A 24,795-nucleotide genomic window follows, 5' to 3' on the forward strand; every position below is an offset into this window, starting at 1 on the left:
GTGTCACGGATCGGGTCGCCGAAGCAAGGCTGCGACGAGCCCCGCCGCCGGGATGAACCGGTCGGCGGGGCTGTCGCGGAGCCGATACGCAACCTGGCTCCCAAGGCCGACCATGGCAGGCACGGGTTAGGAGAAGGTCAACGCGGTCTCTGGTTTCCAAAGGGCCAAGCCCTTTGGCGGGGTTCGGGGGCGGAACCCCTGAGATCGACCCGATCAGGTGTTCATCGAGTCGAAGAAGTCGCTGTTGCTCTTGGTCTGGCGCAGCTTGTCGAGCAGGAACTCGATCGCGTCGGTGACGCCCATCGGGTTGAGGATGCGGCGCAGCACATAGGTCTTCTTGAGCGCGTCCGGCGGGACCAGCAGCTCCTCCTTGCGGGTGCCGGAGCGGGTGATGTCGATCGCCGGGAAGATGCGCTTGTCCGAGACCTTGCGGTCCAGGATGATCTCCGAGTTGCCGGTGCCCTTGAACTCCTCGAAGATCACCTCGTCCATGCGCGAGCCGGTGTCGATGAGCGCGGTGGCGATGATCGAGAGCGAGCCGCCCTCCTCGATGTTGCGGGCGGCGCCGAAGAAGCGCTTGGGCCGCTGCAGGGCGTTGGCGTCGACACCGCCGGTCAGCACCTTGCCGGAGGACGGCACCACGGTGTTGTAGGCGCGGCCGAGCCGGGTGATCGAGTCGAGCAGGATGACGACGTCGCGGCCGTGCTCCACCAGGCGCTTGGCCTTCTCGATCACCATCTCGGCGACCTGCACGTGGCGGGTGGCCGGCTCGTCGAAGGTGGAGGCGATGACCTCGCCCTTCACCGAGCGGATCATGTCGGTGACCTCCTCAGGGCGCTCGTCGATGAGCAGCACGATGAGGTAGCATTCCGGGTGGTTGAGGGTGATCGACTGCGCGATGTTCTGCATCAGCACGGTCTTGCCGGTGCGCGGCGGCGCCACGATCAGGGCGCGCTGGCCTTTGCCGATCGGCGCCACGATGTCGATGATCCGGGGCGAGAAATCCTTCTTGGTCGGATTCTCGAGCTCGAGCTTGAACCGCTTGGTGGGGAAGAGCGGCGTCAGGTTGTCGAAATGGACCTTGTGCTTGATCTTCTCCGGGTTCTCGAAGTTGATCGTGTTGACCTTCAAGAGCGCGAAGTAGCGCTCGCCGTCCTTGGGGCCGCGGATCGGGCCCTCGACGGTGTCGCCGGTGCGCAGGCCGAAGCGCCGGATCTGGGTCGGCGAGATGTAGATGTCGTCCGGGCCCGGCAGGTAGTTCGAGTCGTTCGAGCGCAGGAAGCCGAAGCCGTCCTGCAGCACCTCGACGGTGCCGGCGCCGATGATCTCGACCTCCTTGGCAGCGAGCTGCTTCAGGATGGCGAACATCAGCTCCTGCTTGCGCATGGTCGAGGCGTTCTCGACCTCGACCTCCTCGGCGAAGGCAATCAGGTCGGTGGGCGTCTTGGCCTTGAGGTCGAACAGCTTGACCTCGCGCACGCCCTCGAGGACGGCGACGGTGCCCGGGGTGGCGGGCGCGTCGGCCTGATCCGCGGTCTCGGGATCGGCCAGGGGATCGGCGAAGGCGTCGGGATGTGGCGTCATGGGGTGTCTTGCAACCGACGGAGAAGGTGGGAGGGCCGGTTCTGCGCCAAGCAACCCGGGGGACGGGCGCCGGAGAGCGGGCCGCGCTGGAACAGCGAGGGGCCCGAAGATCGTCTTGGCTGGACCGTTTTCGGCAGGACCCTCGCGGCTCACGGGCGCGCTGCGGCGCTGACCTTGTGAAGAGGGCCCACAAGAAATAACGCGTTTCGCCACCGCACTCAAGGGGCTGATGGATCGGAGGCGCCCAGGGGCCCGCGGGATCGGTGACGACGGGCCGGCTTCGTCGCGGGATGGGGCCGTGACCACCCCCACGCATCCCCTCCCCGGCAGAGGGTGGAGGGAGACGCGGTCTCATTTAGAATTTTAGAATTGGCGGCACCTCTCGGAGACGTGCATTCACCCGTCACGATCCCTTGAACGCCCCCAGCGCAGGCCGGACCTCGCGGATCGGCTCGCGCGGCGCTAAAGGGCTCCGCGCGGAACCGGGGTCCCGCGGGGCCGTTCCCCGTCCCGGCGCCGCAGCGCAGCAAACCCGTCACCCGAGAGCCCGGCCCCACAGACATGCGCGACGACGCCACCGGACGCACCATCACCGCGCACGAGCCGCGCCGGATCCCGTGGCTCGACATCGTGTTCGGCTTCGGCCCGATGGTGCCGATCGCCGTCGGCGCCGCCGCGGCCTGGTGGCTGAACGGGCAGCCGCTCGATTATCTCGTGGCCCTGTTCACCCTGCTCTACGCCGCCTCGATCCTGCTGTTCCTGGCCGGCGTCCACCGGGGCGTCAGCTTCCGCACCGAGGGTGGCCCGCGGCTCGCCCAGATCGTCACGATGCTGATCCTGTACGCGCTCGGGCTGTTCAGCCTGTTCTCGGCGGTGATGGGCAAGGCGGTGCCGGCGCTGGCCATGCTGATCCTCGGCTACGCAGCCATCGGGATCCTCGATCCGATCGCCGCCCGCGCCGGCGAGGTGCCGTTGGCCCATGCCCGCCTGCGCCCGCTGCAGATGCCCATCGCCGTGGTGAGCCTCGCGGTCCTGCTCTGGCTCAAGCTGACCGCGCCGTATTGAGGGTTTGACGAGCGTTCCCACCCGCCACCGTCATCGCGCGCGCAGCGAAGCAACCCAGCGCAGCGCGAGGCCCCCGAACGTGGCGTTTCCCTGGGTCGCTTCGCTGCGCGCGCGATGACGGCGCAGGATGGACACCCAAGTAAGCCCACCGGAAACCGAATTCCCCTTTCGCCCGTCATGCTCTAGAGCCCGGCCCCAGGATCTCCGCCGCGCCGGGGACGACTCACACCGGACCCGGGCTCCGGGTCCGCGGGAAGCGAACGCGTTCACATGTCCAAGCCCGAAACCGCGAAGGCCGAAAGCCGGGCCGAAACCCTGAAACCCCGCCTGCCCCGCGGCTTCGTCGACCGCCGCGCCGACGAGATCGCCGCGCAGGGGCGGATGCTGGAGACGATCCGCAAGAGCTTCGAGCTTTACGGCTTCGAGGCCCTGGAGACCCCGTTCGTCGAGTATACCGAGGCGCTCGGCAAGTTCCTGCCCGACCTCGACCGCCCGAATGCCGGCGTGTTCTCGTTCCAGGACGACGACGAGGCCTGGCTCTCCTTGCGCTACGACCTGACCGCGCCGCTCGCCCGGTTCGTGGCCGAGAATTACGATTCCCTGCCCAAGCCCTATCGCAGCTACCGGGCCGGCTACGTGTTCCGCAACGAGAAGCCGGGGCCCGGCCGGTTCCGGCAGTTCATGCAGTTCGATGCCGACATCGTCGGCGCCGGCAGCGTCGCGGCCGATGCCGAGACCTGCATGCTGATGGCCGACACCCTGGACCGGCTCGGGCTCGGCGGCCAGTACGTGGTCAAGGTCAACAACCGCAAGGTGCTCGACGGGGTCATGGAGGCGATCGGCCTCGCCGGCCCCGACAAGGCCGGCCAGCGGCTGACCGTCCTGCGAGCGATCGACAAGCTCGACCGCCTCGGCGTCGACGGCGTGCGCGACCTGCTCGGCGCCGGCCGCAAGGACGAGAGCGGCGACTTCACCAAGGGCGCCGGCCTCGACGCCACCGCGGTGTCCAGGATCCTGGCCTACGTGTCGTTCCAGGCCGATGCCGGGGACGGCGCCGACAAGATGGCGTTCTGGGAACAGTTCTTCGCCGGCTGGCACGAGGCGGTGGGCGAATCCGAGACCGGCCGCGAGGGCATCGCCGAGCTGCACGCGATCATGCGGCTCTGCGCGGCGGCGGGCTATGGCCACGACGTGATCCGCGCCGATCCGAGCGTGGTGCGCGGGCTCGAATACTATACCGGCCCGGTCTACGAGGCCGAGCTGACCTTCCCGGTCACCAACGAGGACGGCCAGACCGTGCGCTTCGGCTCGGTGGCCGGCGGCGGACGCTACGACGGCCTGGTCGGGCGGTTCCGGGCCGAGCCGGTGCCGGCCACGGGCTTCTCCATCGGCGTCTCGCGGCTGTTCTCGGCGCTCCAGCTGGTCAAGAGCCCGCTTCTGGCCGGCACCGAGACCCCCGGCCCGGTGGTGGTGCTGGTCCTCGACCGCGAGAACATGGCCGATTACCAGCGGCTGGTCGCCCTGCTGCGGGCGGACGGGATCCGGGCCGAGCTCTATCTCGGCGCCGCCGGCATGAAGGCGCAGATGAAATATGCCGACCGCCGCCGCGCCCCGGTGGCGATCATCCAGGGCTCGAACGAGCGCCTGGCCGGCGAGATCCAGATCAAGGACCTGATCGAAGGCGCCCGCGCCGCCGAGTCCATCGGCAGCAACGCCGAGTGGAAGGCCGCCCGGCCGGCCCAGTTCTCCTGCCCGGAGGCCGACCTGGTCGCCCAGGTCCGCGCCGTCCTGGCCCGGCATTTCCCGGCCACCGCGGGCTGAGTCCCGGTTTCAAAAGGTCCGTGACCTTTTGCGGGTGCGGGCAGAGCCCGCGTTCCTCAGGGGCTCCGCCCCCGAACCCCTGCCAAAGGGCTGAGCCCTTTGGGAACCCAGGATCTCTACGTGTCGCCAAGCGCGACTGCGATTGCTAGAGAGCGCCCGCGAGGGACATGCGATGACACGACCGGAGGCCGGTGAGACGGGGGCGGGCGACGCGGCGCGGACGCGGCTGCTCGCGCATCTGAGTGCGGCCGGCTACCGGCCGGTGACGCCCCCGGTGCTGCAGCCGGTGGAGCCGTTCCTGGAACTGTCCGGCGAGGATATCCGCCGGCGGATCTTCGTCACCCAGGATGCGGCCGGGGCCGAATTGTGCCTGCGGCCGGAATTCACGATCCCGGTCTGCCGCCTTCACCGGGCCCAGGCCGACGGCCAGGCGGCCGATTACAGCTATTGCGGCCCGGTCTTCCGGCTGGCCGCCGACGAGCCCGACGAGTTCTTCCAGGCCGGCATCGAATCGATCGGCCGCACCGACACGCCGGCCGCCGATGCCGAGGTGCTGGGGCTCGCCCTCGAGGGCCTTGCCCTGTTCGGCCGGACCGACCCGGCGGTGCGGCTCGGCGATATGGGCCTCACCGTGGCTTTGCTCGACGGGCTGGCGGTGCCGCCGGCGGCCAAGCGGCGGACCCTGCGGGCCCTCGCGGCCGGCCGCTCCCTCGACGAGGTCACCAATGGCGGCGAGGGCGCGCGCCCCGAGGATCCCCATGCCGGCCTGCTGGCCGCGATCCAGGGCCAGGACCCGCAGGGCGTGCGCGCCTTCGTGGAGGATGTGCTGGCCATCGCCGGCATCTCGGCGGTGGGCGGGCGCAGCGCCGGCGAGATCGCCGAGCGCTTCCTCGGCAAGGCGGCCGCGCAGGCCAATGGCGGCGCCGGGCTCAACGCCGAGAACCGCGCCGTGCTCGACCGCTACCGGGCGATCGCCGGCCATCCGGACGCGGCGGCCCGCGACCTGCGCGGGCTGGTGGCCGAGGCGGGCCTGCGCCACGACGCCTTGTCGGCCGCCCTCGACCTGTTCGAGGAGCGCACCGGCTTCATCGCGGCCCGGGGCCTGCCGATCGAGCGCTTCCGGTTCCAGGGCGGCTTCGCCCGCAACCTCGACTACTACACCGGCTTCATCTTCGAGGTGAACGAGGGCGACGGCCCGATCCTGGTCGGCGGCGGCCGCTACGACGGCCTGCTCGGGCATCTCGGCAGCGCGGCGCCCCTGCCCGCGGTGGGCTGCACCTTCTGGGTCGAGCGCGTGGCGGGAGCCGGCCGATGACCTCCTCGGATTCGGACGCCATGCCGCTGATCCTCGCCGTCCCGTCCAAGGGGCGCCTCCAGGAGAATGCCAGCGCGTTCTTCGGCCGGGCCGGCCTGCGGCTCGCCCAGGGGGCGGGCGCCCGCGACTATCGCGGCAAGCTCGTGGGCGTGCCGGGGGTCGAGGTGCGCTACCTCTCGGCCTCGGAGATCGCCGCGCAGCTCGCCTCCGGGGCGGCCCATCTCGGCATCACGGGCGAGGACCTGATCCGCGAGACCCTGCCGGACGTGCGCGGCCAGGTCGAGCTCCTGACCCCGCTCGGCTTCGGCAACGCCACCGTGGTGGTGGCGGTGCCCCAGGCCTGGATCGACGTGCGGGCGATGTCCGACCTCGACGAGGTCGCGGCGCTGATGCGCACCCGCCACGGCCGCCGGCTGCGGGTGGCGACCAAATACGTGAACCTGACCCGCCGGTTCTTCGCCGAGAAAGGCGTCGCCGATTACCGGATCGTCGAGAGCCTGGGCGCCACCGAGGGCGCGCCGGCGGCGGGCTCGGCCGAGATCGTGGTCGACATCACCACCACGGGGGCGACGCTCAGCGCCAACGCCCTGAAGGTGCTGGACGACGGCATCATCCTGCGCTCCGAGGCCAACCTGGTCGCCTCGCTCAAGGCCCCCTGGGGCGAGGACCAGCGGACGGCTCTGCGCACGGTGCTCGGCCGGATCGCCGCCGAGGAGCGCGCCCGCACCACCCGGGAGGTCCGGGCCGCCCTGCCGGAGAGCGGCACCATCGACCTCGCCACGATCGCGGGCCTGCACGAGGCCGAGTTGCCCTACGGTGCCCCGCGCGGGAGCGACGGCGAGATCGTAATGCGCTGCCCCGAGGGGGCCGTGTTCGCCCTCGCCGGCGCCCTGGTCGAGGCCGGCGCCCGGGCGGTGACGGTCCGGCGGGTCGATTACGCTTTCGCGGCCGAGAACCCGCTGGCGGAGCGGCTGCTGGCCCGGCTCTAAGATACCCGGCGATGGAGCTGAAATGGCTCGAGGACTTCCTGAGCCTCGCGCGCACCGGCAGCTTCTCCCGCTCGGCGGTGGAGCGCCACGTCACCCAGCCGGCCTTCGGGCGGCGGATCCGGGCGCTCGAGGGCTGGCTCGGGGTCCCGCTGATCGATCGCAGCACCTACCCGACCGCCCTGCCCCCTGAGGGCCAGCTGTTCCGCGAGACCGCGCAGGAGACGGTCCGGCTCCTGTACGAGGGCCGCGCCGCGCTGCGGGCCCGGACCCGGCCGGCCGCCCGGGCGGTGTCGGTGGCGGCACTCCACACCCTGGCGCTGACCGTCTTCCCAGGCTGGTACCGGGAGATCGAGGCCCGCACCGGTCCCCTGGGCAGCCGGCTGCTGCCGGGGGACTTCCACGCCTGCGTGCAGGCGCTGGCCGAGGGCAGCCACGACCTGCTGCTGACCTACCACCATCCCGGCGTGCCGATCCCCCTCGACCCGGCGGCGTTCCCGCACCGCGTCATCGGCCGGGACAGGCTCGTACCGGTGCACCGGCCGGGCCCGGCGCAAGCCGACCTGCCCGGTCTCGGCTACCCGGCGGATTCCTTCCTGGGCCGGGTGGTGGCGCAGAGTGCCGAGCCGATGCCGGCGGCCCATGTCAACGAGAACGCCATGGCGGAGGCGCTGAAGTTCATGGCGCTGGCGGGCCATGGCCTCGCCTGGCTGCCCGAGAGCCTCGTCACCCGCGAACTCGCCGAGGGCAGCCTCGTGGCCTCGGGATCGGGGACCGCCCTGGAGATCCGCCTCTACCGGAACGCCGCCCGCCGCCACCCGGCCCTCGACGCGGTCTGGCAGGCCGCCCACGCCCTGGCCTCCGAGGGAGGCTGAAACCGGGTTGCCAAAGGGCCAGCCCTTCGGCGGGGTGTCGGGGCGGAGACCCGACCATGCCGGACCGGCATGGCCCGTGCCGACACGGCATTAGACCCGCCTGCCTTCGCTCCCCATGACGGTCTCCGCGACGTTCGGAGGCGAAGATGCTCGGTGTTCTCGGGGGGATGGGTCCGCTGGCCACGGCGGACTTTCTGGCCAAGCTGGTGCGGGCGACGCCGGCCCGGCGCGACCAGGACCACATCCCGACCCTAATCTGCTCGGCGGCCGACATCCCCAACCGGGCCTCCGCCATCCTGGGCCGGGGTCCGGACCCGCTGCCGGCGATGCGCGCGGCCCTGGCCCGCCTGGAGACGGCGGGCGCCACCCGGATCGCGATTCCCTGCAACACCGCCCATCACTGGCACGCGGCGTTGCAGGCCGGCACGGCGCTGCCGATCCTGCACATCGTCGATGCCGTGGCCGACGACCTCGACGCGAGCGGCCTTGCCGGCGGCCCGATCGGCCTCCTGGCGAGCGCCGGGACCCTCCGGGTCGGTCTCTACCCGGAGCGGCTCGCCCGGCACGGCTTCACCGGTCTGAGCCCGGATCCGGACGGACAGGATGCGGTGGTCGCGGCGATCGACCTGGTGAAGGCCGGCCGGGTGGCTGAGGCGGCCCTGATCCTCGAAGCCCAGGCCCGGGCCCTGGTGGCGGCCGGCTGCCGCCGGGTGGTGATGGCCTGCACCGAGATCCCGGTGGCGCTGTCCGCCCTCGACGATGAGCTCGCGGGCGTGATGGTGGATGCGACCGAATCCCTGGCCCGGGCCTGCGTCGCCGCCTGCCGAGCCGATGCGGCGGCGCTGCCGCTCGTGGCGTGATGGACGGTTGATATCGCATATTGCGATACGCGCTGCGTGTCCCTACAATCGCGGCAGAGCCTCGCGCGATGCTGCCTTCATGCACATCATCACCCAGGCCCGGATCTGGGCGGCGAAGAAACGGTGGCCGCAAGCGGCGAGCGCCCTGGATGCCTGGTACCGGCTGATGAAGATGTCCGAGCCGAGTGACTTCGCCGGCATGAAGGCGTTGTTTCCGGCAACTGACAAGGTCGGCCGTTTTCATGTGTTCGACATCGGCGGCAATAAGATACGGCTTATCGCCGTGGTACAATACAAATTCAAGAAAGTTTATATTCAAGCGATCATGGATCACGCCGAATACGACACCGGCAGATGGAAGGCGTAAGTCGATGCGTCCCCTCGTCAAGGAAGCCGTCGAGCATTGGCCCCACGTCGCGCCATTGCTTACCATGCCGACCGACCAGAAGGATTACGATCGGTTGGTTCAGGCGATGGATCAGATCCTGGCCCTCGTCGGCGAAGATGAGGATCATCCTCTGGCGCTCCTGGCGTCCCGGATGGGCGACTTGATCGAAGCCTATGACGAGGCCCATCGACCCATGCCGCAGGTCACGGGTGCGGAGGCGCTCCGCGCCATCATGACCGAGCGTGGTCTCGGCCAGGGTGACCTGCCAGAGGTGGGCACCCAATCCGTCCTCTCAGAGATCCTGAGCGGGAAACGTCAGATCAATGTCCGTCAGGCCAAGGCGCTGAGCGAGCGCTTCGCCTTCCCGGCCGCGGTGTTTCTCGGGTTGTGATGCGTTTCGGGGGAGCCGGCATTGCGAACGCCGCGCAGCAACCCAGGGCAGCGCGCGCTCTCAGTTCGTGGCGTATCCCTGGTTTGCTTCGCTGCGCTCGCAATGACGGTGAGGCGATCAGCTGGGGATGAGACCGGTCACCTGACCGTCCGTCACTGCGGCCCCTGCTTGGCGAATTCCGCCAGCACCCCGCGCAGCACCTTGAGCCGGGTCTCGTAGAGGCCGCGCAGGCAGGCGATATCGGCGCCGCAGGCGTGGCGCTCCTTGAGCCAGGTCTCCTGGTCGTCGCGCAGCTTGGTCTGGCCGCCCATCGGCAGGACGTCTTTCAGGATGGCGAAGCGGGTCGCCATCTCGACGTCCATGTCGTTGAGCGGGAGATGGGCGCAGATCGCCTTCTCGTCGGGGGTCTCGGCCTTGTCGCAGGCGAAGCTCGCGGCCCGGGCGGGGGCGGCGCCGAGAAGAGGCAGGAGGGCCAGCGGCAGGGCGAGGGCGAAAACCTTGGTCATGGCCCCCCAACGGCCCGGCCGGCGAAAGGCTCCGGGGATGCCCGCGGCGCGGGGAGCCGGATCACAGGATCCCGGGATCAGAGGCCCGGCTTGACGATCGCCAGGATGACGATGCCGATCATCAGGAGGGTGGGCACCTCGTTGAGCACCCGGTAGAACCTGTGCCCGCGGGTGTTCCGGTCGGCGGCGAAATCCTTGACCATCCGGGCGAGCCAGCCGTGGATGCCCGACATCGCCAGCACCAGCACGAACTTCGCCTGGAGCCAGGGGCTGGCGTAGTGGCCGCTCATCCAGGCCAGCGTCAGCCCGAACGCCCAGGTGGCGATCATGGCGGGGTTCATGATCGCCTTGAGCAGGCGGCGCTCCATCACCTTGAAGGTCGCGGCCTGCCCGTCCGAGCCCGGCGGCAGGCTCGCGTGATAGACGAACAGCCGGGGCAGGTAGAGCATGCCCGCCATCCAGGCGATCAGGCTGATGACGTGCCCGGCCTTGAGCCAATCGTAGAGCACGGCCTACCTGCGCAGCCGCGCGAGCATGCGCTCGACATGGGCGACCGGCGTCTGCGGGGTGATGCCGTGGCCGAGGTTGAACACGTGCGGCAGGCCGGCGGTCGCCTCCAGCACGGCGTCGACCCCGGCATCGAGGGCGTCGCCGCCTTCGATCAGCGTGTCGGGATGCAGGTTGCCCTGGGTCACCGTGGTGGCGGGCAGCTGCCGGCGCAGGACCTTCAGGTCCACCGCCCAATCGACGCCGACCGCGTCGGCCCCGGTCTCGGGCACCACCCGGCCATGGCCGTCGAGCCCCGAGCCGCGGGCGAAGACGATGATCTTGGCGTGCGGCACCCGTGCGCGGACGCCGGCGATCATCCGGGCGATCGGGCGGAGCGACCAGCGGGTCAGGGCGTCCATCGCCGCCTCGCCCGGCAGGGCGCTCTCGGTCACGTCGCCCACCGGCTCGACGATGTCCCCGGAGGCGGGCACGGCGCGCGGCAGGGTGCCGGCATGGGATTCGAAGATCTGCACCGCGTCGGCGCCGGCCTCGAGCTGGCGGACGAGATACGCGGTCTGCACGGTGACGAGGCGATCGATCAGGCTGTCGACCAGGGCCGTGTCGCCCTCGGCGAGCGCCCGTGCGGGGGCGAGGTCCGGGGTGCCGCGGCCGCCGATCATGTAGCTCGCCACCGTCCAGGGCGCGCCGCAGAAGCCGAGCAGGGTGGTCTCGCCCGGCAGCTCGGCGCGCAGCCGCTTCACGGTCTCGAAGACCGGAGCCAGGTGCGAAAAGATCGCCGGATCGCCGGCCTCGCGCAGCCGCCCGAAGGCGTCGCGGCCGTTCAGGGGATCGAGCCGCGGCCCTTCGCCTTCCACGAAGCGCACGTCCTGGCCGAGTGCGTGGGGGACGACCAGGATGTCCGAGAATAGGATCGCGGCGTCGAAGCCGAAGCGCCGGATCGGCTGGAGCGTCACCTCGACGGCGAAGTCCGGGCTGTAGCAGAGGTCGAGGAAGGAGCCGGCCTCGGCCCGGCTCGCCCGGTATTCCGGCAGGTAGCGGCCGGCCTGGCGCATCATCCAGGCGGGGGGCGGTCCGATCGCCTCGCCCTCGAGGACGCGCAGCACCTTCCGGTCGGACTTGCCTTCGGACATGCGCTCCGTCCCCGTCATCGTCGCTCCCATCCCGTCTTCGTCATCCCGCATGCCTGTCTGCGACCGTCCTGTCGAGTCGAGGCGCGCCGGATCCCCACACAGGCCCCTCTCGAAAAGAAAAGAGAGATTCTAGGACTCTGTTTTTTCTATTGGGGGGCCTCAACACGGTGGTGCAAGCGGGTCCACAGGCCGTCCCCGCCGCCGCGCCGTTAACGAGGCTTTAAAGGATTCGCTCCATGTTGCGAGAACGGCCAAGTCCAACAGCGGCTTGCGAACGCCGAGTCCGGTACGCGCCCCTGTTGCGTCCCGGATTCTCCCAGGCGCCCGGATTCCGTGCGCCTCGACGGCGTACCTGTGAACGGCGGAGTCGATAAAGCGCAGCCCCTGCGCCCTGGACCTGCCCGAAGCCGCATCCTATCCACACTCATCGACTCCCCTGGCGGCCCGCGGTGGATAACCCGACCGCCGAGGCGAAGGAGACCGGATGGGCCGCAGCTACTTCCACCTCCACCTCGTCTCCGACTCCACCGGGGAGACGCTGATCAATGTCGGCCGGGCGGCGGCCGCGCAGTACGAGGGCGTCTCGGCGATCGAGCACGTCTATCCGCTGGTGCGCTCGGCGGCGCAGCTCGACCGGGTGATCTCGGAGATCCGGGCGGCGCCGGGCCTCGTGCTCTACACCCTGGTCGGCGGCGATCTCGGCGAGCGGCTCGAAGAGGTCGCCCGGGAGACCGGCTCGCCCTGCCTGTCGGTGCTGCGGCCGGTCCACGACCTGCTGCGCGCCTATCTCGGGGCCGAGACGACGGCCCGGCCGGGCGCCCAGCACATGCTCAACGCGGAGTATTTCAAGCGCATCGACGCGATGAACTTCACGCTGGCCCACGACGACGGCAACCTGCCGGAGGACCTGGAGGAGGCGGACGTGATCCTGCTCGGGGTCAGCCGGACCTCGAAGACGCCGACCTCGATCTACCTGGCCAATCGCGGGCTCAAGACCACCAACCTGCCGCTCGTGCCGGGCATGCCGCTGCCGCCGGCGATCGAGCGGGCGCGCAAGCCCCTGGTGGTCGGGCTGTTCGCCTCGCCCGAGCGGATCGTGCAGATCCGCCAGAACCGGCTGTCGAGCCTCAACGCCGACGAATCCTCGATGTATGTCGACCGCTCGGCGGTGGCCGACGAGATCACCATGTCCCGCCGGCTGTTCACCAAGAACCGCTGGCCGACCATCGACGTGACCCGCCGCTCGATCGAGGAGACCGCCGCGGCGATCGTCGACCTCTACCGCGACCACCGCCTGAAGTTCATCGCGGATTGAATGAATCCGGGATCCCAAAGGGCAAGCCCTTTGGCAGGGGTTCGGGGGCGGAGCCCCCGAGAGACCAGGGCTCTGCCCTGGACCCGCACAAGGTCTCGGACCTTGTGAAACCATCACGTTTTCAGAGCGCGCGGATCAGGGCCATGCCGGCGATCAGGCCGAGCAGCCCGCCCGCCACCGAGACCGCCACGTAGAGGGCGGCCAGGGCCGGCTCGCCGCGCTCGTACAGGCTGATCGCGTCGAGCGAGAAGGTCGAGAAGGTGGTGAAGCCGCCCAGGATCCCGGTGGTCAGGAACAGCCGCGCCGGGTGCCCGGCCGCGCCGCGCAGGGCAAAACCCTCGGCCAGCACGCCCATCAGGAACGAGCCGAGCACGTTGATCAGCAGGGTCGCGAGGGGAAACCCGAAGCCCGGCAGCAGCCGGGCGACCGCGACGTTCATGCCGTGGCGGACCCCGCCGCCGAGCCCGGCGCCGAGGATGACGATGAGGGTGTTGACCATGCCTGCCCTTCCTGTTCGGTCGGGCGGCCCTGTCGCGGCTTCGGCGCACGGCCCCACCGCGGACGTCCGGAGCACGCCCGTGCGGTAGGAGCCATCAGCCCGGCTTGGCGATCGCCGGGCGGTTATCGGGGAGCTCCATCCCCATCCCGGGCAGGCTTAGCGCAGGATCGGCGTCGCCGCTACTGGACGGCGGCGAAGTGGCTGCGCTGCTCGATCTGGGCGGCGTAGAAATCCTCCACGACCTCGCGGACCACCTCGGCGAGCTCGGTGCCGCGGTTCTCGTCCAGGTGGATGTCGCTGCCGACGCTGCGGCCGAGGGCGGCCCCGGCCGCGCCCGGGACCAGGCGCTCGTTGTAGCGCTGGTTCAGGCCCGAGACCGAGATGTAGTTGCTGCCGCCGAGCTCGGGGCCGTACTTGATCTTGATCTTCTGCTCGGTGTCGGTCCCGCGCAGCTTGGCGCACAGGCTGATGAAGTTGTCCTGGTCGATCTTGGCCTCGAGGCCGGTGATGCTGCCGTGGACGTTGTCCTCCTCGTTGAGGACCTCGGCCATCAGGTTCAGGACGTCGACCACCGGCTCGAGGGCGCGGGTGCCCTCCTCCAGCAGCTTGCGGCGAAAGTCGTTGCTGCGGGCGTCGGCATCCTGCAGCCGGGCGCGGAACCGGTCCTTGACGTCGTTGGCGCGTGCCATGGCACTCCTCCCCGATCATCGTTGAAGGCTTCGTTGTTGAGGCCACGAAGGTTACGAAGCGAAATCAGGTGACGCAAGACGGTGCAAAATATTGATGCCTGGTCAGAACTTGGGCCGTTGCACAGGAATAGTACCTGCCCAAGTCCTGTGCAAAGGTTTCAGGCCGCCGGCCCGTCGAGGGGCGCGAGCCGCTCCGGTCCGGAGGCGGTCGCCTGAAATTCCGGCCGCGCCAGGGCGCGGGCGAGCGCCGGCAGGTCCGGGGCGGGGGCGCCCGCGGTTCCGAACACCGCCCGGTCGAGGGCGGCGAGCGGCCCGGCGAGATCGGGCCGTGCCTGCCAGATCCGGGCAAGCTCCGGCGCCTCCCGGCGGGCCGCCTCCAGGGCCGCGCGGAACCCAGCCGGATCGCCCGCGCGGGCGGCCCGGTCCAGGGCCCGGCGGCTGGCGGCGGAGAGGCGCAGGCGCGGACGGCCCGCGCCGTAACCGATCAGGGCCAGGCCGAGGCCGAAGGCGGCGAGCGCCGCGGCGGCGGCTACCAGCGGCGACGGGAGCGCCGGCGGCGACCGGTCGCCCTCCCGGTCGGGGAGGCCGCCGCCGATCTGGCGAGCCGGGATCTCGGCCTCGCGCATGGTGCGGATGTTGGTGTCGAACCACGGGATCGCGATGGCGTCGAGGGGGATCACCTCGGGCACGCCGGGCTTCACGTCCCACTGATAGGTCGCCCGGGCCACGGGGCCGGAGGGCGTCAGCAGGGTCTCACGGGTGACTGGGCCGGCGAAGGTGAGGATGCCGCGGGTGCGCATCACCGGCCGGGGCGGCAGGCCCTCGGCGACCATGCCCTGCACCTCCAGGGTGACGATCCGCCGGGTGGTCTCGCCGAGCTTCACGGTCTCGGGATCGGGGCTCCAGGAATCGGTGACCGCGACGTCCCGGGCGGGCAGCCACCAGGGTTCCTTGACGTCCGGGCCGCCCGTCGCCTCGGTCCAGCGCGCCACCGGGAACGGGATCGGCTTCGAGCGCACCTCGACCACCCGCCGCTCGCCAAAATCGTTGACCGTTAGCTTGTGGGTGAAGGGCTCGATGATGAAGTCGCCCGCATGGTGCGGGAACACCGCCACGGTGCGGTCGAACGCGATGGCGCTCTGGCCATCCGGGAGCTTGGTCCGGCTCCAATGGTCCCGGCCGAGCTGGGTCCAGGAGAAGTTGGCAAGCGTCGGCTGGACCACCTCCTCTAGCAGGATCGGCTGCTTGTAGACCCCCCGGATCTTCAGCAGCACCATCTCGCGGGCGAAAGGCGGGCTGTTGCCGTTGAACTCCGCGGTGACCGTGAGGGTGAGGTCGCCGGGCTCGATCTCAGCCCGGGCCGGGAGCGGGGCGAGGAGCGCAAGGGCCAGGAGCAGGACGTAGCTCTGTCGCCTCGGGCTACGGGTTCCAGTGCTCCCCCATCGCGTTAGGCAGGCTGCGACAGGCCCCCTCTCCCGCACGGGAGAGGGGACCCGCGCCGCATCCGGCGACGTGGCCATCCGGCAGCTCGCCAGGGGGGCCAAAAGCGGGCGGACAAAGTCCCAAAAAACTACCACGGGTTGCTCCCGGCCGGGATGGCGGTGCCGGCCTCGACCCGGCGGGTCTGCTCGGCGCGCAGGCGCAGCTTGAGGAAGCGGCCGGGATCGTCCGGCAGGGTCTGGAGCCAGAGCCGATCCGGGCGGATCTCGTGGGCCTCGAAGCTCTTCGTTACCCGGCGGACCTCGCGCTCGGGAGCCTCCGCCACCATGGCGGCGCCCCCGCCGGTGCGGCCGCGCCCGGCGGCGTCACCGGCCGAGCCCCGGGCCTGGCCCTTGCCGGCGTCGATCGATTGCTGCTCGGCCTTGCCGCGGCGGGCGACCTTGCTGTTGCCGGGCAGCGACGCGCTGGCGTTGGATTCCTTGTTGCCGGCCAGGCCCTCGCCGCTGGAGGCGGCGTTGATGTCGTTGTTCTGGTCCTGGTTGGCGGTGTTGTTGTAGCGGGCGCCGTATTGCGCGGTGCCGTTGGCGATGCCGCCGCCGGGGCCGCGGTCGATCACCTCAGCCTGCATCCGGGCGACCAGCGAACGGTTGGCCTGCGCGTCGGCGTCGCGCGGATCGAAGCGCAGGGCCTCGTCGTAGGCGGCGAGCGCGCCGTTGTAATCGCCCGCGCGGGCCAGCGCGTTGCCGAGATTGTAGCTCGCCCGTCGCCCGCCGGAGCGGAACAGGGCGATCGCCGCGTCGTAGCGGCCGGCCTCGTACAAAGCGGCGGCGCGCCAGGCGGGATCGACGATCAGGTCGGCGGCGAGCCCGGGCAGGCCCAGCGCCATCAGCAGGCGCCCGAGCCCGGTGCGGGGCTGCGAGACGGCGAGCAGGGCCACGAGGCCGAGGCCGGCCAGCGCCAGCCCGGCGATCCGGGCGAGCCGTCGCCAGCCGGCGGGCAGGCCGGCGCGGATCGGGACGGCAAGGCCGGCTTTCGGAAGAAACCGCTCCATCACGCGCTCCTGCGGAACAGGGCCAGGGCCGGCAGGGCCGCGAGCAGCAGCAGCCAGCGGCCGAGATCCGCGTAGGCCAGCACGCCGTAGCCGCCGGCGGCGAGATGCTGGGCGGTGCCGGCCCCGACAGCGTCGAGGACCGGGCCGGGCTCGGCGATGTCGGCGACGCGGCCGCCGCCGACCCGCACCAGCGCGTCCAGGGCGGCCCGGTCGGGCTTCGGCGCGCCCGGCGGCAGCGGCTTATCGGCGGGGACGAACAGGGCCTGGAGGCGCCAGCCGCGATCGGCCAGGGCCCGGGCCTCCCGGTCGGCGGCCGCGCCGATGCCGTCGCCGTCGGTGATCAGCACCACGTCGGCCGCGACCACGTCGGCCTCCGCGAGGGTGCGGCGAGCGAGCGCCAGCCCGCGCTCGGGATGGCTGCCGCGATCCGGCACGGTGTCGGCGTCGAGGGCGAACAGGGTCGTGCCGAAGCTGTCCCGGTCGGTGGTCGGCGAGGCGGCGAGGTAGGCGTCGCCGGCATAGACGACGAGCGACACGGCCCGGGTGCCGGCGGCCTCGGCGATCGCGGCAGCGGCCTGCCGGACGCCCTGGAGGTTGCCGCCCTCGGTGACCGAGCGGGACAGGTCCAGGACGATCACGGTCTCGTCGAGATTGCGGAAGGTCGCCGTATCCTGGCGCTCCAAAGCGGGTCCGGTCAGCGCCAGGGCGATCGCCCCGGCCGCCAGGGCGGCGGCCCGGTTGGCCTGCCGCCTTCCGCCGAGCACGGCCCCGGCGCGGGCGAGATGGGCCATCAGGGCCGGATCGACCGCGCGGCCCCAATCACCCAAAGGTGCCGCCCGCCAGGCGGCGCGCAGGGCCAGCAGGGCCACGACCGGGATGGCCAGGAACCACCAGGGGCGCAGGAACGCGAAGGCGTCGAGGGCGCTCATGCGGGCTGTCCTCCCGCCCGCATCCTCATCCTGAGGTGCCGGAGCGCAGCGGAGGCCTCGAAGGAGGGCTCCAGGGATCGCGCGGCCGGCTGGAGCGCTCCTTCGAGGCCGCTGACGCGGCACCTCAGGATGAGGGCGTGGATTGGGGAGACGGTGTTGGGACGCATCACACACCCCTCCGGGTCGCCAGCAGGGCCGCGGCGGCGGCGAGCGCCAGGGCGGCGGGCCAGGGCCAGAGGTCCCGGCGCAGCGGCAGCGGTGGGGCCAGGGCGCGGCCGCCCTCCAGCCGGTCGATGGCATCGGCGACCCGGACGAGATCCTCGGTGGTGCGGACCCGGAACGCCTCGCCGCCGCTGGCCTGGGCCATGTCGCGCAGCGTCTCGGTGTCGACCACGTCCTGCTCGCCGTCGGCATCGGCCATGTCCCGGGGGCCGAGCGCGATCGTGTAGACCTTGATGCCGAGCTCCTTGGCCAGGGCGGCCACGTCCTTGGGGGCGGTCTGGCCGGCATTGTTGGCGCCGTCCGAGAGCAGGATCACGGCCTTGGCGGATGGCGCCGGCTCGCCCTGCGCGCCCGTCGGCGCGTCCTTCGGGTCGAGCCGGCGCAGGGCCAGCCCGAGCCCGTCGCCGATACCGGTGGAGCGGCCGCTGATACCGATGGTCGCCTCGTCGAGGGCGCGGGCCACCGCGGCGGTGTCGAAGCTCGGGGCGGCGGCCACGTAGGCCTGGTCGGCGAAGATCACCAGGCCGATCCGGTCGCCGGCCCGACGCCGGATGAAGTCGGTGCCGACGCGCTTGACCGCGGTGAGGCGGTTCACGGTCTCGCCGTTCAGGGCGAAGTCGCGCCGCTCCATCGAGCCGGACAGGTCCATGGCGATCATGATCTCCCGGCCCGAGGCGGGGAGCGCGGCGGCCGGCATCACCAGGCGCGGTCCGGACAGGGCGACGACCAGGGCCGCCCAGAGGGTCCAGATCAGCGCGGCGCGACGGCGGCCCCGCGCGGCGAGGTCGGCGCCCGCATGCGCCTTTCCGACCAGGGTGCCGGGCACCAGCAGGGCGCCGCTGCCGCCCTCCGTCTCGGCCGGGAGCAGGCGCGCGGCGAGCAGCGGCAGCGGCAGGGCGAGCAGGATCCAGGGCGCCGCGAGGTCGAAGGCCGAAAGCTGCGCCGTGAGCCAGGCGGGGAGGAGGCCGCTCATGTCCGCAACCGTCCGATCAGGCGGCCCAACTCGGCATCGAGCCCGTCGAGGTCGGGGGTCTGGCGCCGGTAGAGCCCGTCGGCCAGGACCCGGCCGGGCCCTTTCGTGAAGAAGTCGGTGGCCAGGAGGGTGTCGAGGCGGGTGGCCCAGGCCGCGCCGGTCTCCCGGGCGGCGGCATCCCCCGCGAGCGTCCGGGCGAGGCGGCGGAGCAGGCGGGCCTGGGCCACGAGCCGCGATTCCGGGTCGAGACCGCGCGTGCCGGCGAGTTCGGCCAAGGCAGCCCGGCGCAGGCTCGCCCGCGCCCGGCCGCGCAGGTAGCGCACCAGCCCGACCAGCAGGGCGGCGCAGAAGCCCAGAGCCGCCGCCGCCACGACCTCGCCCTGCACCGCCCCGGCGGCGCCCCCGGGCAGGTGCAGGCCGCGGAGCTGGTCGAGGGACGGGGCGATTTCGGCGGGGTTCATCGCGCGAGGCCCGCGGATCGTCCGGTACGTCCCGGATGACGGATCGCCGTGACCAGAAACGCCGTCATTCCGGGGCCGCGCAGCGGAGCCCGGACTGACGGATCTGTTCTGCCATCCCGTTCGAAAGCGTGCGCCCGCGCCTCACAGCACCGCATCGAGGCGCTCCATCAGCGGCGCGTAGGCCTCGGGACCGGCCTCGACGTCGAGGCGCAATCCGGCGATGCCCCGGCGGGCGTAATCGGCGAGCCGGGCCTCGGCGGTCTCGCCCGGCAGCACCGCCGGGAGCGCGGTGCCGCGCCGGCCATCCGCCAGGGCGAAGGGGTAGAAGCCCGGTGGGCGGACGCGCTCGAAGGCGTCGCTCACCAGGATGAGCCGGATCGCGACCCGCTCGGCCAGCAGGGTCAGCGTGGCGTCGAAGCCAGGCCCGGGGGCGTCGAGGGCGCTGGCGATGACCAAGTGGCCGCCCGCGGGCAGCAGGCTGCGGGCGAGCCCGAGGATCGGCTCCAGGGGCGCGTCGGATCCGGCCGCGCCGGCGGCCTCAAGGGCGCCGGCATGGGCCTGGGCCAGGGCCCCGGTCACTGCGATCATGGCGCGCTCGCCGCCGGACGGGCGCAGCACCGTCGGCGCCCCGGCGGTCGCCACGGCGAGGCCGACCCGGCCGCCATCGGCCGCCACCCGCCATCCGAGCAGCGCCAGGGCCTCGGCGGCGGCCACCGAGCGCAGGGCCCGGCGGGTGCCGAACAGCATGGAGGGCCGGAAATCGGCGAGCAGCACCACGGCGCGGTCGCGCTCGTCGTGATGGGTGCGCACATGCAGCTGCCCGGTGCGCGCGGTGGCGTTGCGGTCGATGAACCGGCGGTCGTCGCCCTCGGACCAGAGCCGCACATCCTCCGGCTCGGAACCGCGTCCGCGCCGCTTCGTGACGATGCCGCCGGGCAGGCCCGCGAGCGTCCGGGTCGCGGGTGCCGCGCCCCGCCGGGCGAGATGGCGCAGGCCCATCAGGGCCTCGCCGGAGAGGTGGATGCCGTTTTTTTGGGACTGGGCGGATCCCGCGCCCTTCCCTCCCCCCTCTGCGGGGGACGATGGGCGGTGCGCTTTTCCGAACCCGAACACGCTCAGAGCGCCCGCACCCGCTGCACCAGCTCGCCGACCAGGCCGCGGGCGGTCTTGCCCTCGGCCGCGGCCCGCCAGGTCAGGCCGATCCGGTGGGAGAGCGCGTCCCGGGCGAGCTCCGTGACGTCCTCCGGGGTGACGTGGTCCCGGCCCCGGAGCCAGGCCCGGGCCTTGCCGGCCATCATCAGCGCCAGGGTGCCGCGCGGCGAGGCGGGATGCTCGATCATCGCCCGCAGGTCCGGCGCCGCCGCATCGGTGCGGGTCGCCGCCACCAGGCGGACCAGGTAATCCTTGAGCGCCGGCGACACGTAGGTGGCGAGCGCGGCCTCCCGGGCGGCGCGCACGTCGGCGAGCGACAGGCGCACCGGCATCGCCTCGACATGGTGGGTGATCTCGCCCTCCACGAGGTCAAGGATCGCCCGCTCGGTGGCCTCGTCGGGCATCTCGACCACGACATGCAGCAGGAAGCGGTCGAGCTGCGCCTCCGGCAGCGGGAAGGTGCCGGCATGCTCGATCGGGTTCTGGGTCGCCACGACCATGAACGGGTCGGCGAGCGGATGGGTCGAGCCCGAGACCGTGATCTGCCCCTCGGCCATCGCCTCGAGCAGGGCCGATTGCACCTTGGGCGGTGCGCGGTTGACCTCGTCCACCAGCACCAGGGCGTGGAACAGGGGGCCTTGCAGGAACTCGAAGCTGCCGCTGTCCTGGCGCCAGACCGTGGTGCCGGTGAGATCGGCCGGCATCAGGTCCGGGGTGCACTGGATGCGGGCGAACGAGCCGTCGAGCCCGTCGGCCAGCCGCTTGACCGCGCGGGTCTTGGCCAGGCCCGGCGCGCCCTCGATCAGGAGGTGGCCGCCGGTGAGAAGCCCGATCAGCAGGCGCTCGACCAGGCCGGCGCTGCCGATCAGGCCGCGCTCCAGACCGTCGCGCAAGGCCAGGACCCGCCCGTGCAGGGCCGCATCCGGGGTGGCGGCATCCGGGGTGAGAGCGGCGGGCCGGCTTTCGACGAGGGCGCCGCTCATGCGGGAAACGCTCGTGCGGGGAGACAAACTCCTGCCGCGGGGGCCGTGTCCTGCATCCTGCACGTCTCCTCGGCCGGGTCCCGTATTCTCATGGGATCCTCAGGTTGGAGCCGGTGTGCCTGCTGCCCGGTGGGGCCGTCAATCCCGATGGGTTCCGCCTTTGGTGGGGCGGCCGAGCCATGATGTCACGGTTTCGTCACGTCTCCCCTCGCAAGAGACCGCCATGACCAGCTACGCCGCCATCCCGGAAGAACTGAAATCCGCCATCGGCCTGATGGTGGCTTTCGTGCTCGGCACCGCGATCGGGGCCGAGCGGCAGTACCGGCAGCGCACCGCGGGCCTGCGCACGGCGGTGCTGGTGGCGATCGGCGCCTCGGCCTTCGTCGATCTCGGCATGCGGCTGACCGGCCCGGACGGCGGAACCCGCACGGTGGCCTACGTGATCTCCGGCATCGGCTTCCTGGGCGCCGGCGTGATCATGAAGGAGGGGATGAACGTGCGCGGCCTCAACACGGCCGCCACCCTGTGGTGCTCCGCCGCCGTGGGGGCGTTCTGCGGCGCCGACCTGCCGCTGGAGGCGGTGTTCGTCACCGTCACGGTGCTGACCTGCAACACCGCGCTGCGGCCGCTGGTGAACGCCATCAACCGCGCGCCGATCCGCGAATCCGCGACCGAGGCGACCTACGAGGTCCAGGTGACCACCGCGCCCGGCGAGGCCGGCCCCGCCCAGGACCTGCTGGTCGAGCGCCTGGAGGCAGCGAATTATCCGGTGAGCAGCGTCGAGGTGGAGGAGCGCGGCGAGGGTGCGGTCGACGTCGTCGCGACGCTGACGGCGAGCGCCGTGAAGGCGGACGAGCTCGATGCCGTCACGGCCGACCTCGCCAAGGCGCCGGGCATCCGCCACGCCACCTGGTCGGTCCAGACCGCCGATTGATTTTTTTGGACTTGGCGTCGCGCCGGGCCGCAGCCGGTGCGCCGACGCCCGTGAGGTCCGGTGGGGACCGGCCCGGCCCGATCAGCGCGGCGGCGCGAGGGGCCGGCTCCGGCGCTCGATCACCACGGTCGGGCGGGTGCGGCGCTCGACCACCACGGTGCGCGGCGCCCGGCTCGGGCTGGCATGGGTCAGGATCCGCTCCGGCGCGCGCTCCGGCTTAGCCTTCTTGGCCGCCAGGACGTGCGGGCGCACCTCATCGACCGGAAGCCCGATCAGGCCCGCGGCGATCTCGACCTGCTGCTCGACATCGTCGGCCAGGTCCTGGGCGGCGGCGACCGCCTCGTTCACCGTCGGCGGCTCGCGGCGCACACGGATCGGCGGCAGGTCGGCGAAGCTCTTCTGCGTCTTCTTCACGGGGCGACTCGCGGTCATCATGGGACAGACATAGCGCTTTCCCAGCGGGTTGTGCAGTGCATCAAAATCGTCGGCTGCCCGTCCCGGGAACATGTCTCGCACCGGTGTCACGGCATCGGGCAGGCCAGCGGCCTGATTTCCCAGGACGAAATCATCCGGCGGTCATCCAGCATCCCGATGCGGCATAAGAGCGCGCATGTCGGCCTGCGGCCCGACGGAGCGCCCCGTCCGATCCCGGGCGGGCCGGTGAATGTATAGGCTGACCGCCATGACCGAATCGCTCGATCCCCGCCTCACCCCGGCGCGCCCGGAGATCGCCGACCTGCGCCTGCAAGGCCGGGTCACGGCCGAGCGGTTCGTCGCCGCCACGCCGCGCCGGGTCGTGGCGCCCGTGGCGCCCCTGCGCCGGGCGCCCTCCCCGGCGGCCGGTCTCGACACCGAGGCGCTGCTCGGCGACGCCGTGGATTTTTACGCCGAGCAGGACGGGTTCGCCTTCGGGCAGCTCGTCCGGGACGGCTATGTCGGCTACCTGCCGGCCGAATCCCTGGGCGACGCCGATCCCGAGCCGACCCATCGGGTCACGGCGTTGCGCACCTTCCTGTATCCCGAGCCCGACCTGAAGCGGCCGGTGCGCGCGTATCTCAGCCTCGGCGCGCGCCTCGTGGTCACCGGTGAGACGGGGGGCTATCTCGAGACCCCCGGCGGCTACGTCTTCGCGCGCCACTGCGCCCCGCTGGCGCAGCACGAGCCCGATTACGCCGCCACGGCCGAGCGGCTTGTCGGCATTCCCTATCTCTGGGGCGGCCGCACCAGCCTGGGGCTCGATTGCTCCGGCCTCGTGCAGCTCTGCCTCGACGCCGCCGGCCTCCCCTGCCCGCGCGACGCCGACATGCAGGAGCGCGACCTCGGCCGGGCGCTGCCGCTGGCGTTGGAAGGATTGCGCCGGGGCGACTTCGTGTTCTGGCGCGGCCATGTCGGGCTGATGCTCGACCCCGAGACGCTGATCCACGCCAACGGCCACCACATGGCCGTGGCGGTCGAGCCCCTGGCCGGCGCGATCGCCCGGATCCAGGAGAACAGTTTTGGGGCGGTGACGGGGATCCGGCGGCTCTAGGGGGCGTATCCGGGCGCCCCGGGTCCAATTGGCGCGGCAAACGTGCTACAGAGGCGCTCCGCGGTCGTCTTCCTGCCCGGTTCGCAGTCCAGGACCGTTGACAGGACAGCCCCGCCCTCGCCACATCGCCCCCATGACCGCAGACATCGCGTCCCTCGCGCCCGCCCAGAGCCCCTCTGGTGAAGGCACCACCGGCAAGCCGCCGTTGGAGATCCTGCTCTGTGCCCCCCGCGGCTTCTGCGCCGGCGTGGTGCGGGCCATCGACGTGGTCGAGCGGGCTCTCGCCCTCTACGGGCCGCCCGTCTACGTCCGGCACGAGATCGTCCACAACAAGTACGTGGTCGAGAGCCTGAAGCGGAAGGGCGCCGTGTTCGTGCGCGAGCTCGACGAGGTGCCCGATAGCGGCGCCCCGGTGATCTTCTCCGCCCACGGCGTCGCCAAGACCGTGCCGGCCAACGCCGATTCCCGCGGGCTGACCACGATCGACGCCACCTGCCCATTGGTGACCAAGGTGCACCGCGAGGCCGAGATCCATCACAAGCGCGGCCGCCACGTGCTGCTGGTCGGCCATTCCGGCCATCCCGAGGTGGTCGGCACCATGGGCCAGCTGCCCAAGGGCTCGATCACCCTGGTGGAGGATCTGGACCAGATCCAGGCCCTGACGCCCGAGAATCCCGACAACCTCGCCTGGGTCACCCAGACGACCCTGTCGGTCGACGACACCCGCCACATCGTCGAGGCGCTGAAGAAGAAGTTCCCGAACATCACCGGGCCGCACAAGGACGACATCTGCTACGCCACCACCAACCGCCAGGAGGCGGTGAAGCAGGTGGCCCCACTGGTGGACGCCCTGATCGTGGTCGGCTCCTCGAACTCCTCGAACTCGCAGCGCCTGCGCGAGGTCGCCGAGCGCGTCGGCTGCCCGATCACCCGCCTCGTGCTGCGCGCCGAGGAGATCGACTGGCCGGCCTTCGAGGGCATCCGCAAGCTCGGCCTCACGGCCGGCGCCTCGGCCCCCGAAGTGCTGGTCGAGGAGATCATCGAGGCCTTCGCGGCCCGCTACGACGTGATCGTCGACACGGTCTCGACGGTGGTCGAGGACATGGTCTTCCCGCTGCCGCGCGAGCTGCGCAGCGAAGCGGCCGAGTAGGTTCTTCCAACCCACACCCTCATCCTGAGATGCCCGGC

At 71.7% G+C, this 24,795-nt stretch carries 26 protein-coding genes and 1 riboswitch; of the genes, 12 read left to right on the forward strand and 14 right to left on the reverse strand.

Annotation, left to right across the window (positions count from 1 at the left end; genetic code table 11):
• Positions 1–213: 213 nt before the first annotated feature.
• On the reverse strand, positions 214–1,584 hold the full coding sequence (rho, locus tag WYO_RS18455; RefSeq protein ID WP_007565271.1) for a transcription termination factor Rho: 1,371 nt from the start codon (positions 1,582–1,584) through the stop codon (positions 214–216).
• Positions 1,585–2,145: 561 nt separating this feature from the next.
• On the opposite strand from rho, the gene WYO_RS18460 reads away from it, so the two are divergent.
• The 8 genes from WYO_RS18460 (at position 2,146) to WYO_RS18495 (ending at position 9,285) form a co-directional block, all read left to right on the forward strand.
• Complete coding sequence (locus tag WYO_RS18460; protein WP_007565273.1) at positions 2,146–2,649, forward strand: DUF3429 domain-containing protein; 504 nt, start codon at positions 2,146–2,148, stop codon at positions 2,647–2,649.
• A gap of 270 nt (positions 2,650–2,919) precedes the next feature.
• On the forward strand, positions 2,920–4,470 hold the full coding sequence (hisS, locus tag WYO_RS18465) for a histidine--tRNA ligase (RefSeq protein ID WP_007565275.1): 1,551 nt from the start codon (positions 2,920–2,922) through the stop codon (positions 4,468–4,470).
• Positions 4,471–4,642: 172 nt separating this feature from the next.
• Positions 4,643–5,785: an ATP phosphoribosyltransferase regulatory subunit gene (locus tag WYO_RS18470; protein WP_007565277.1), complete on the forward strand. Its 1,143-nt coding sequence runs from the start codon at positions 4,643–4,645 to the stop codon at positions 5,783–5,785.
• Positions 5,782–6,774 carry an ATP phosphoribosyltransferase gene (gene hisG, locus WYO_RS18475; RefSeq protein ID WP_007565279.1) on the forward strand — a complete coding sequence of 331 codons (993 nt, stop codon included), beginning with the start codon at positions 5,782–5,784 and terminating at the stop codon, positions 6,772–6,774. Before WYO_RS18470 ends, hisG begins: the two co-directional genes overlap by 4 nt.
• 11 nt (positions 6,775–6,785) lie before the next feature.
• Positions 6,786–7,646, forward strand: a complete 861-nt coding sequence (locus WYO_RS18480; protein WP_007565281.1) for a LysR family transcriptional regulator — start codon at positions 6,786–6,788, stop codon at positions 7,644–7,646.
• A gap of 146 nt (positions 7,647–7,792) precedes the next feature.
• Positions 7,793–8,506 (forward strand): amino acid racemase, encoded by a 714-nt coding sequence (locus WYO_RS18485; RefSeq protein WP_007565283.1) that lies wholly within the window; start codon positions 7,793–7,795, stop codon positions 8,504–8,506.
• A gap of 79 nt (positions 8,507–8,585) precedes the next feature.
• Positions 8,586–8,873, forward strand: a complete 288-nt coding sequence (locus WYO_RS18490; RefSeq protein WP_007565285.1) for a type II toxin-antitoxin system HigB family toxin — start codon at positions 8,586–8,588, stop codon at positions 8,871–8,873.
• A 4-nt stretch (positions 8,874–8,877) separates the two neighbouring features.
• A complete protein-coding gene (locus WYO_RS18495) occupies positions 8,878–9,285 on the forward strand; it encodes a transcriptional regulator (RefSeq protein ID WP_007565286.1) in 408 nt (135 codons plus the stop codon).
• Positions 9,286–9,437: 152 nt separating this feature from the next.
• Here WYO_RS18495 and WYO_RS18500 read toward each other — a convergent pair whose 3' ends face one another.
• From WYO_RS18500 to WYO_RS18510, 3 genes are all read right to left on the reverse strand, one after another.
• Positions 9,438–9,791, reverse strand: coding sequence for a lysozyme inhibitor LprI family protein (locus WYO_RS18500; protein ID WP_007565289.1), 354 nt, complete (start codon positions 9,789–9,791; stop codon positions 9,438–9,440).
• A 77-nt stretch (positions 9,792–9,868) separates the two neighbouring features.
• On the reverse strand, positions 9,869–10,300 hold the full coding sequence (gene hemJ, locus WYO_RS18505) for a protoporphyrinogen oxidase HemJ (RefSeq protein ID WP_007565292.1): 432 nt from the start codon (positions 10,298–10,300) through the stop codon (positions 9,869–9,871).
• A 3-nt stretch (positions 10,301–10,303) separates the two neighbouring features.
• The gene (locus tag WYO_RS18510) at positions 10,304–11,431 is read right to left on the reverse strand and encodes a uroporphyrinogen decarboxylase (RefSeq protein WP_039903331.1); all 1,128 of its coding nucleotides are present in this window, start codon (positions 11,429–11,431) and stop codon (positions 10,304–10,306) included.
• Positions 11,432–11,915: 484 nt separating this feature from the next.
• On the opposite strand from WYO_RS18510, the gene WYO_RS18515 reads away from it, so the two are divergent.
• Entirely contained in the window at positions 11,916–12,746 is an 831-nt protein-coding gene (locus WYO_RS18515; protein ID WP_007565296.1) for a pyruvate, water dikinase regulatory protein, read from the forward strand.
• A 121-nt stretch (positions 12,747–12,867) separates the two neighbouring features.
• Here WYO_RS18515 and crcB read toward each other — a convergent pair whose 3' ends face one another.
• The 9 genes from crcB to WYO_RS18560 all read right to left on the reverse strand — a co-directional run bounded on the left by crcB (position 12,868) and on the right by WYO_RS18560 (position 21,145).
• Positions 12,868–13,245 (reverse strand): fluoride efflux transporter CrcB, encoded by a 378-nt coding sequence (crcB, locus tag WYO_RS18520; protein WP_007565298.1) that lies wholly within the window; start codon positions 13,243–13,245, stop codon positions 12,868–12,870.
• Between the two features lie 78 nt (positions 13,246–13,323).
• Positions 13,324–13,397: riboswitch (Fluoride riboswitch) on the reverse strand.
• A gap of 27 nt (positions 13,398–13,424) precedes the next feature.
• Positions 13,425–13,934 carry a hypothetical protein gene (locus tag WYO_RS18525; protein ID WP_007565300.1) on the reverse strand — a complete coding sequence of 170 codons (510 nt, stop codon included), beginning with the start codon at positions 13,932–13,934 and terminating at the stop codon, positions 13,425–13,427.
• 158 nt (positions 13,935–14,092) lie between these two features.
• Positions 14,093–15,454, reverse strand: a complete 1,362-nt coding sequence (locus WYO_RS18530) for a BatD family protein (RefSeq protein WP_081497003.1) — start codon at positions 15,452–15,454, stop codon at positions 14,093–14,095.
• A gap of 50 nt (positions 15,455–15,504) precedes the next feature.
• Positions 15,505–16,425 carry a tetratricopeptide repeat protein gene (locus WYO_RS18535; protein ID WP_007565305.1) on the reverse strand — a complete coding sequence of 307 codons (921 nt, stop codon included), beginning with the start codon at positions 16,423–16,425 and terminating at the stop codon, positions 15,505–15,507.
• The gene (locus WYO_RS18540) at positions 16,425–17,354 is read right to left on the reverse strand and encodes a VWA domain-containing protein (RefSeq protein WP_007565307.1); all 930 of its coding nucleotides are present in this window, start codon (positions 17,352–17,354) and stop codon (positions 16,425–16,427) included. Before WYO_RS18540 ends, WYO_RS18535 begins: the two co-directional genes overlap by 1 nt.
• 166 nt (positions 17,355–17,520) lie before the next feature.
• Positions 17,521–18,549: a VWA domain-containing protein gene (locus tag WYO_RS18545; protein WP_007565311.1), complete on the reverse strand. Its 1,029-nt coding sequence runs from the start codon at positions 18,547–18,549 to the stop codon at positions 17,521–17,523.
• Entirely contained in the window at positions 18,546–19,010 is a 465-nt protein-coding gene (locus WYO_RS18550) for a DUF4381 family protein (protein WP_007565313.1), read from the reverse strand. The genes WYO_RS18545 and WYO_RS18550 overlap by 4 nt, the downstream gene beginning before the upstream one ends.
• A 141-nt stretch (positions 19,011–19,151) precedes the next feature.
• On the reverse strand, positions 19,152–20,009 hold the full coding sequence (locus WYO_RS18555) for a DUF58 domain-containing protein (protein WP_007565315.1): 858 nt from the start codon (positions 20,007–20,009) through the stop codon (positions 19,152–19,154).
• A 116-nt stretch (positions 20,010–20,125) separates the two neighbouring features.
• On the reverse strand, positions 20,126–21,145 hold the full coding sequence (locus WYO_RS18560) for a MoxR family ATPase (protein WP_007565318.1): 1,020 nt from the start codon (positions 21,143–21,145) through the stop codon (positions 20,126–20,128).
• A gap of 223 nt (positions 21,146–21,368) precedes the next feature.
• Here WYO_RS18560 and WYO_RS18565 point away from each other — a divergent pair, with 223 nt between their 5' ends.
• Positions 21,369–22,079 carry an MgtC/SapB family protein gene (locus tag WYO_RS18565; protein WP_007565320.1) on the forward strand — a complete coding sequence of 237 codons (711 nt, stop codon included), beginning with the start codon at positions 21,369–21,371 and terminating at the stop codon, positions 22,077–22,079.
• An 81-nt stretch (positions 22,080–22,160) separates the two neighbouring features.
• On the opposite strand, the gene WYO_RS18570 is transcribed toward WYO_RS18565, so the two are convergent.
• Positions 22,161–22,493 (reverse strand): hypothetical protein, encoded by a 333-nt coding sequence (locus WYO_RS18570; RefSeq protein ID WP_230365524.1) that lies wholly within the window; start codon positions 22,491–22,493, stop codon positions 22,161–22,163.
• Positions 22,494–22,761: 268 nt separating this feature from the next.
• Between WYO_RS18570 and WYO_RS18575 the strand changes: the two genes are divergently transcribed.
• Complete coding sequence (locus tag WYO_RS18575; RefSeq protein ID WP_007565324.1) at positions 22,762–23,607, forward strand: NlpC/P60 family protein; 846 nt, start codon at positions 22,762–22,764, stop codon at positions 23,605–23,607.
• 133 nt (positions 23,608–23,740) lie between these two features.
• Entirely contained in the window at positions 23,741–24,757 is a 1,017-nt protein-coding gene (ispH, locus tag WYO_RS18580) for a 4-hydroxy-3-methylbut-2-enyl diphosphate reductase (protein ID WP_007565327.1), read from the forward strand.
• Positions 24,758–24,795 lie beyond the last annotated feature (38 nt).

Source organism: Methylobacterium sp. GXF4 (assembly GCF_000272495.1).
Classification (GTDB): Bacteria; Pseudomonadota; Alphaproteobacteria; order Rhizobiales; family Beijerinckiaceae; genus Methylobacterium; species Methylobacterium brachiatum.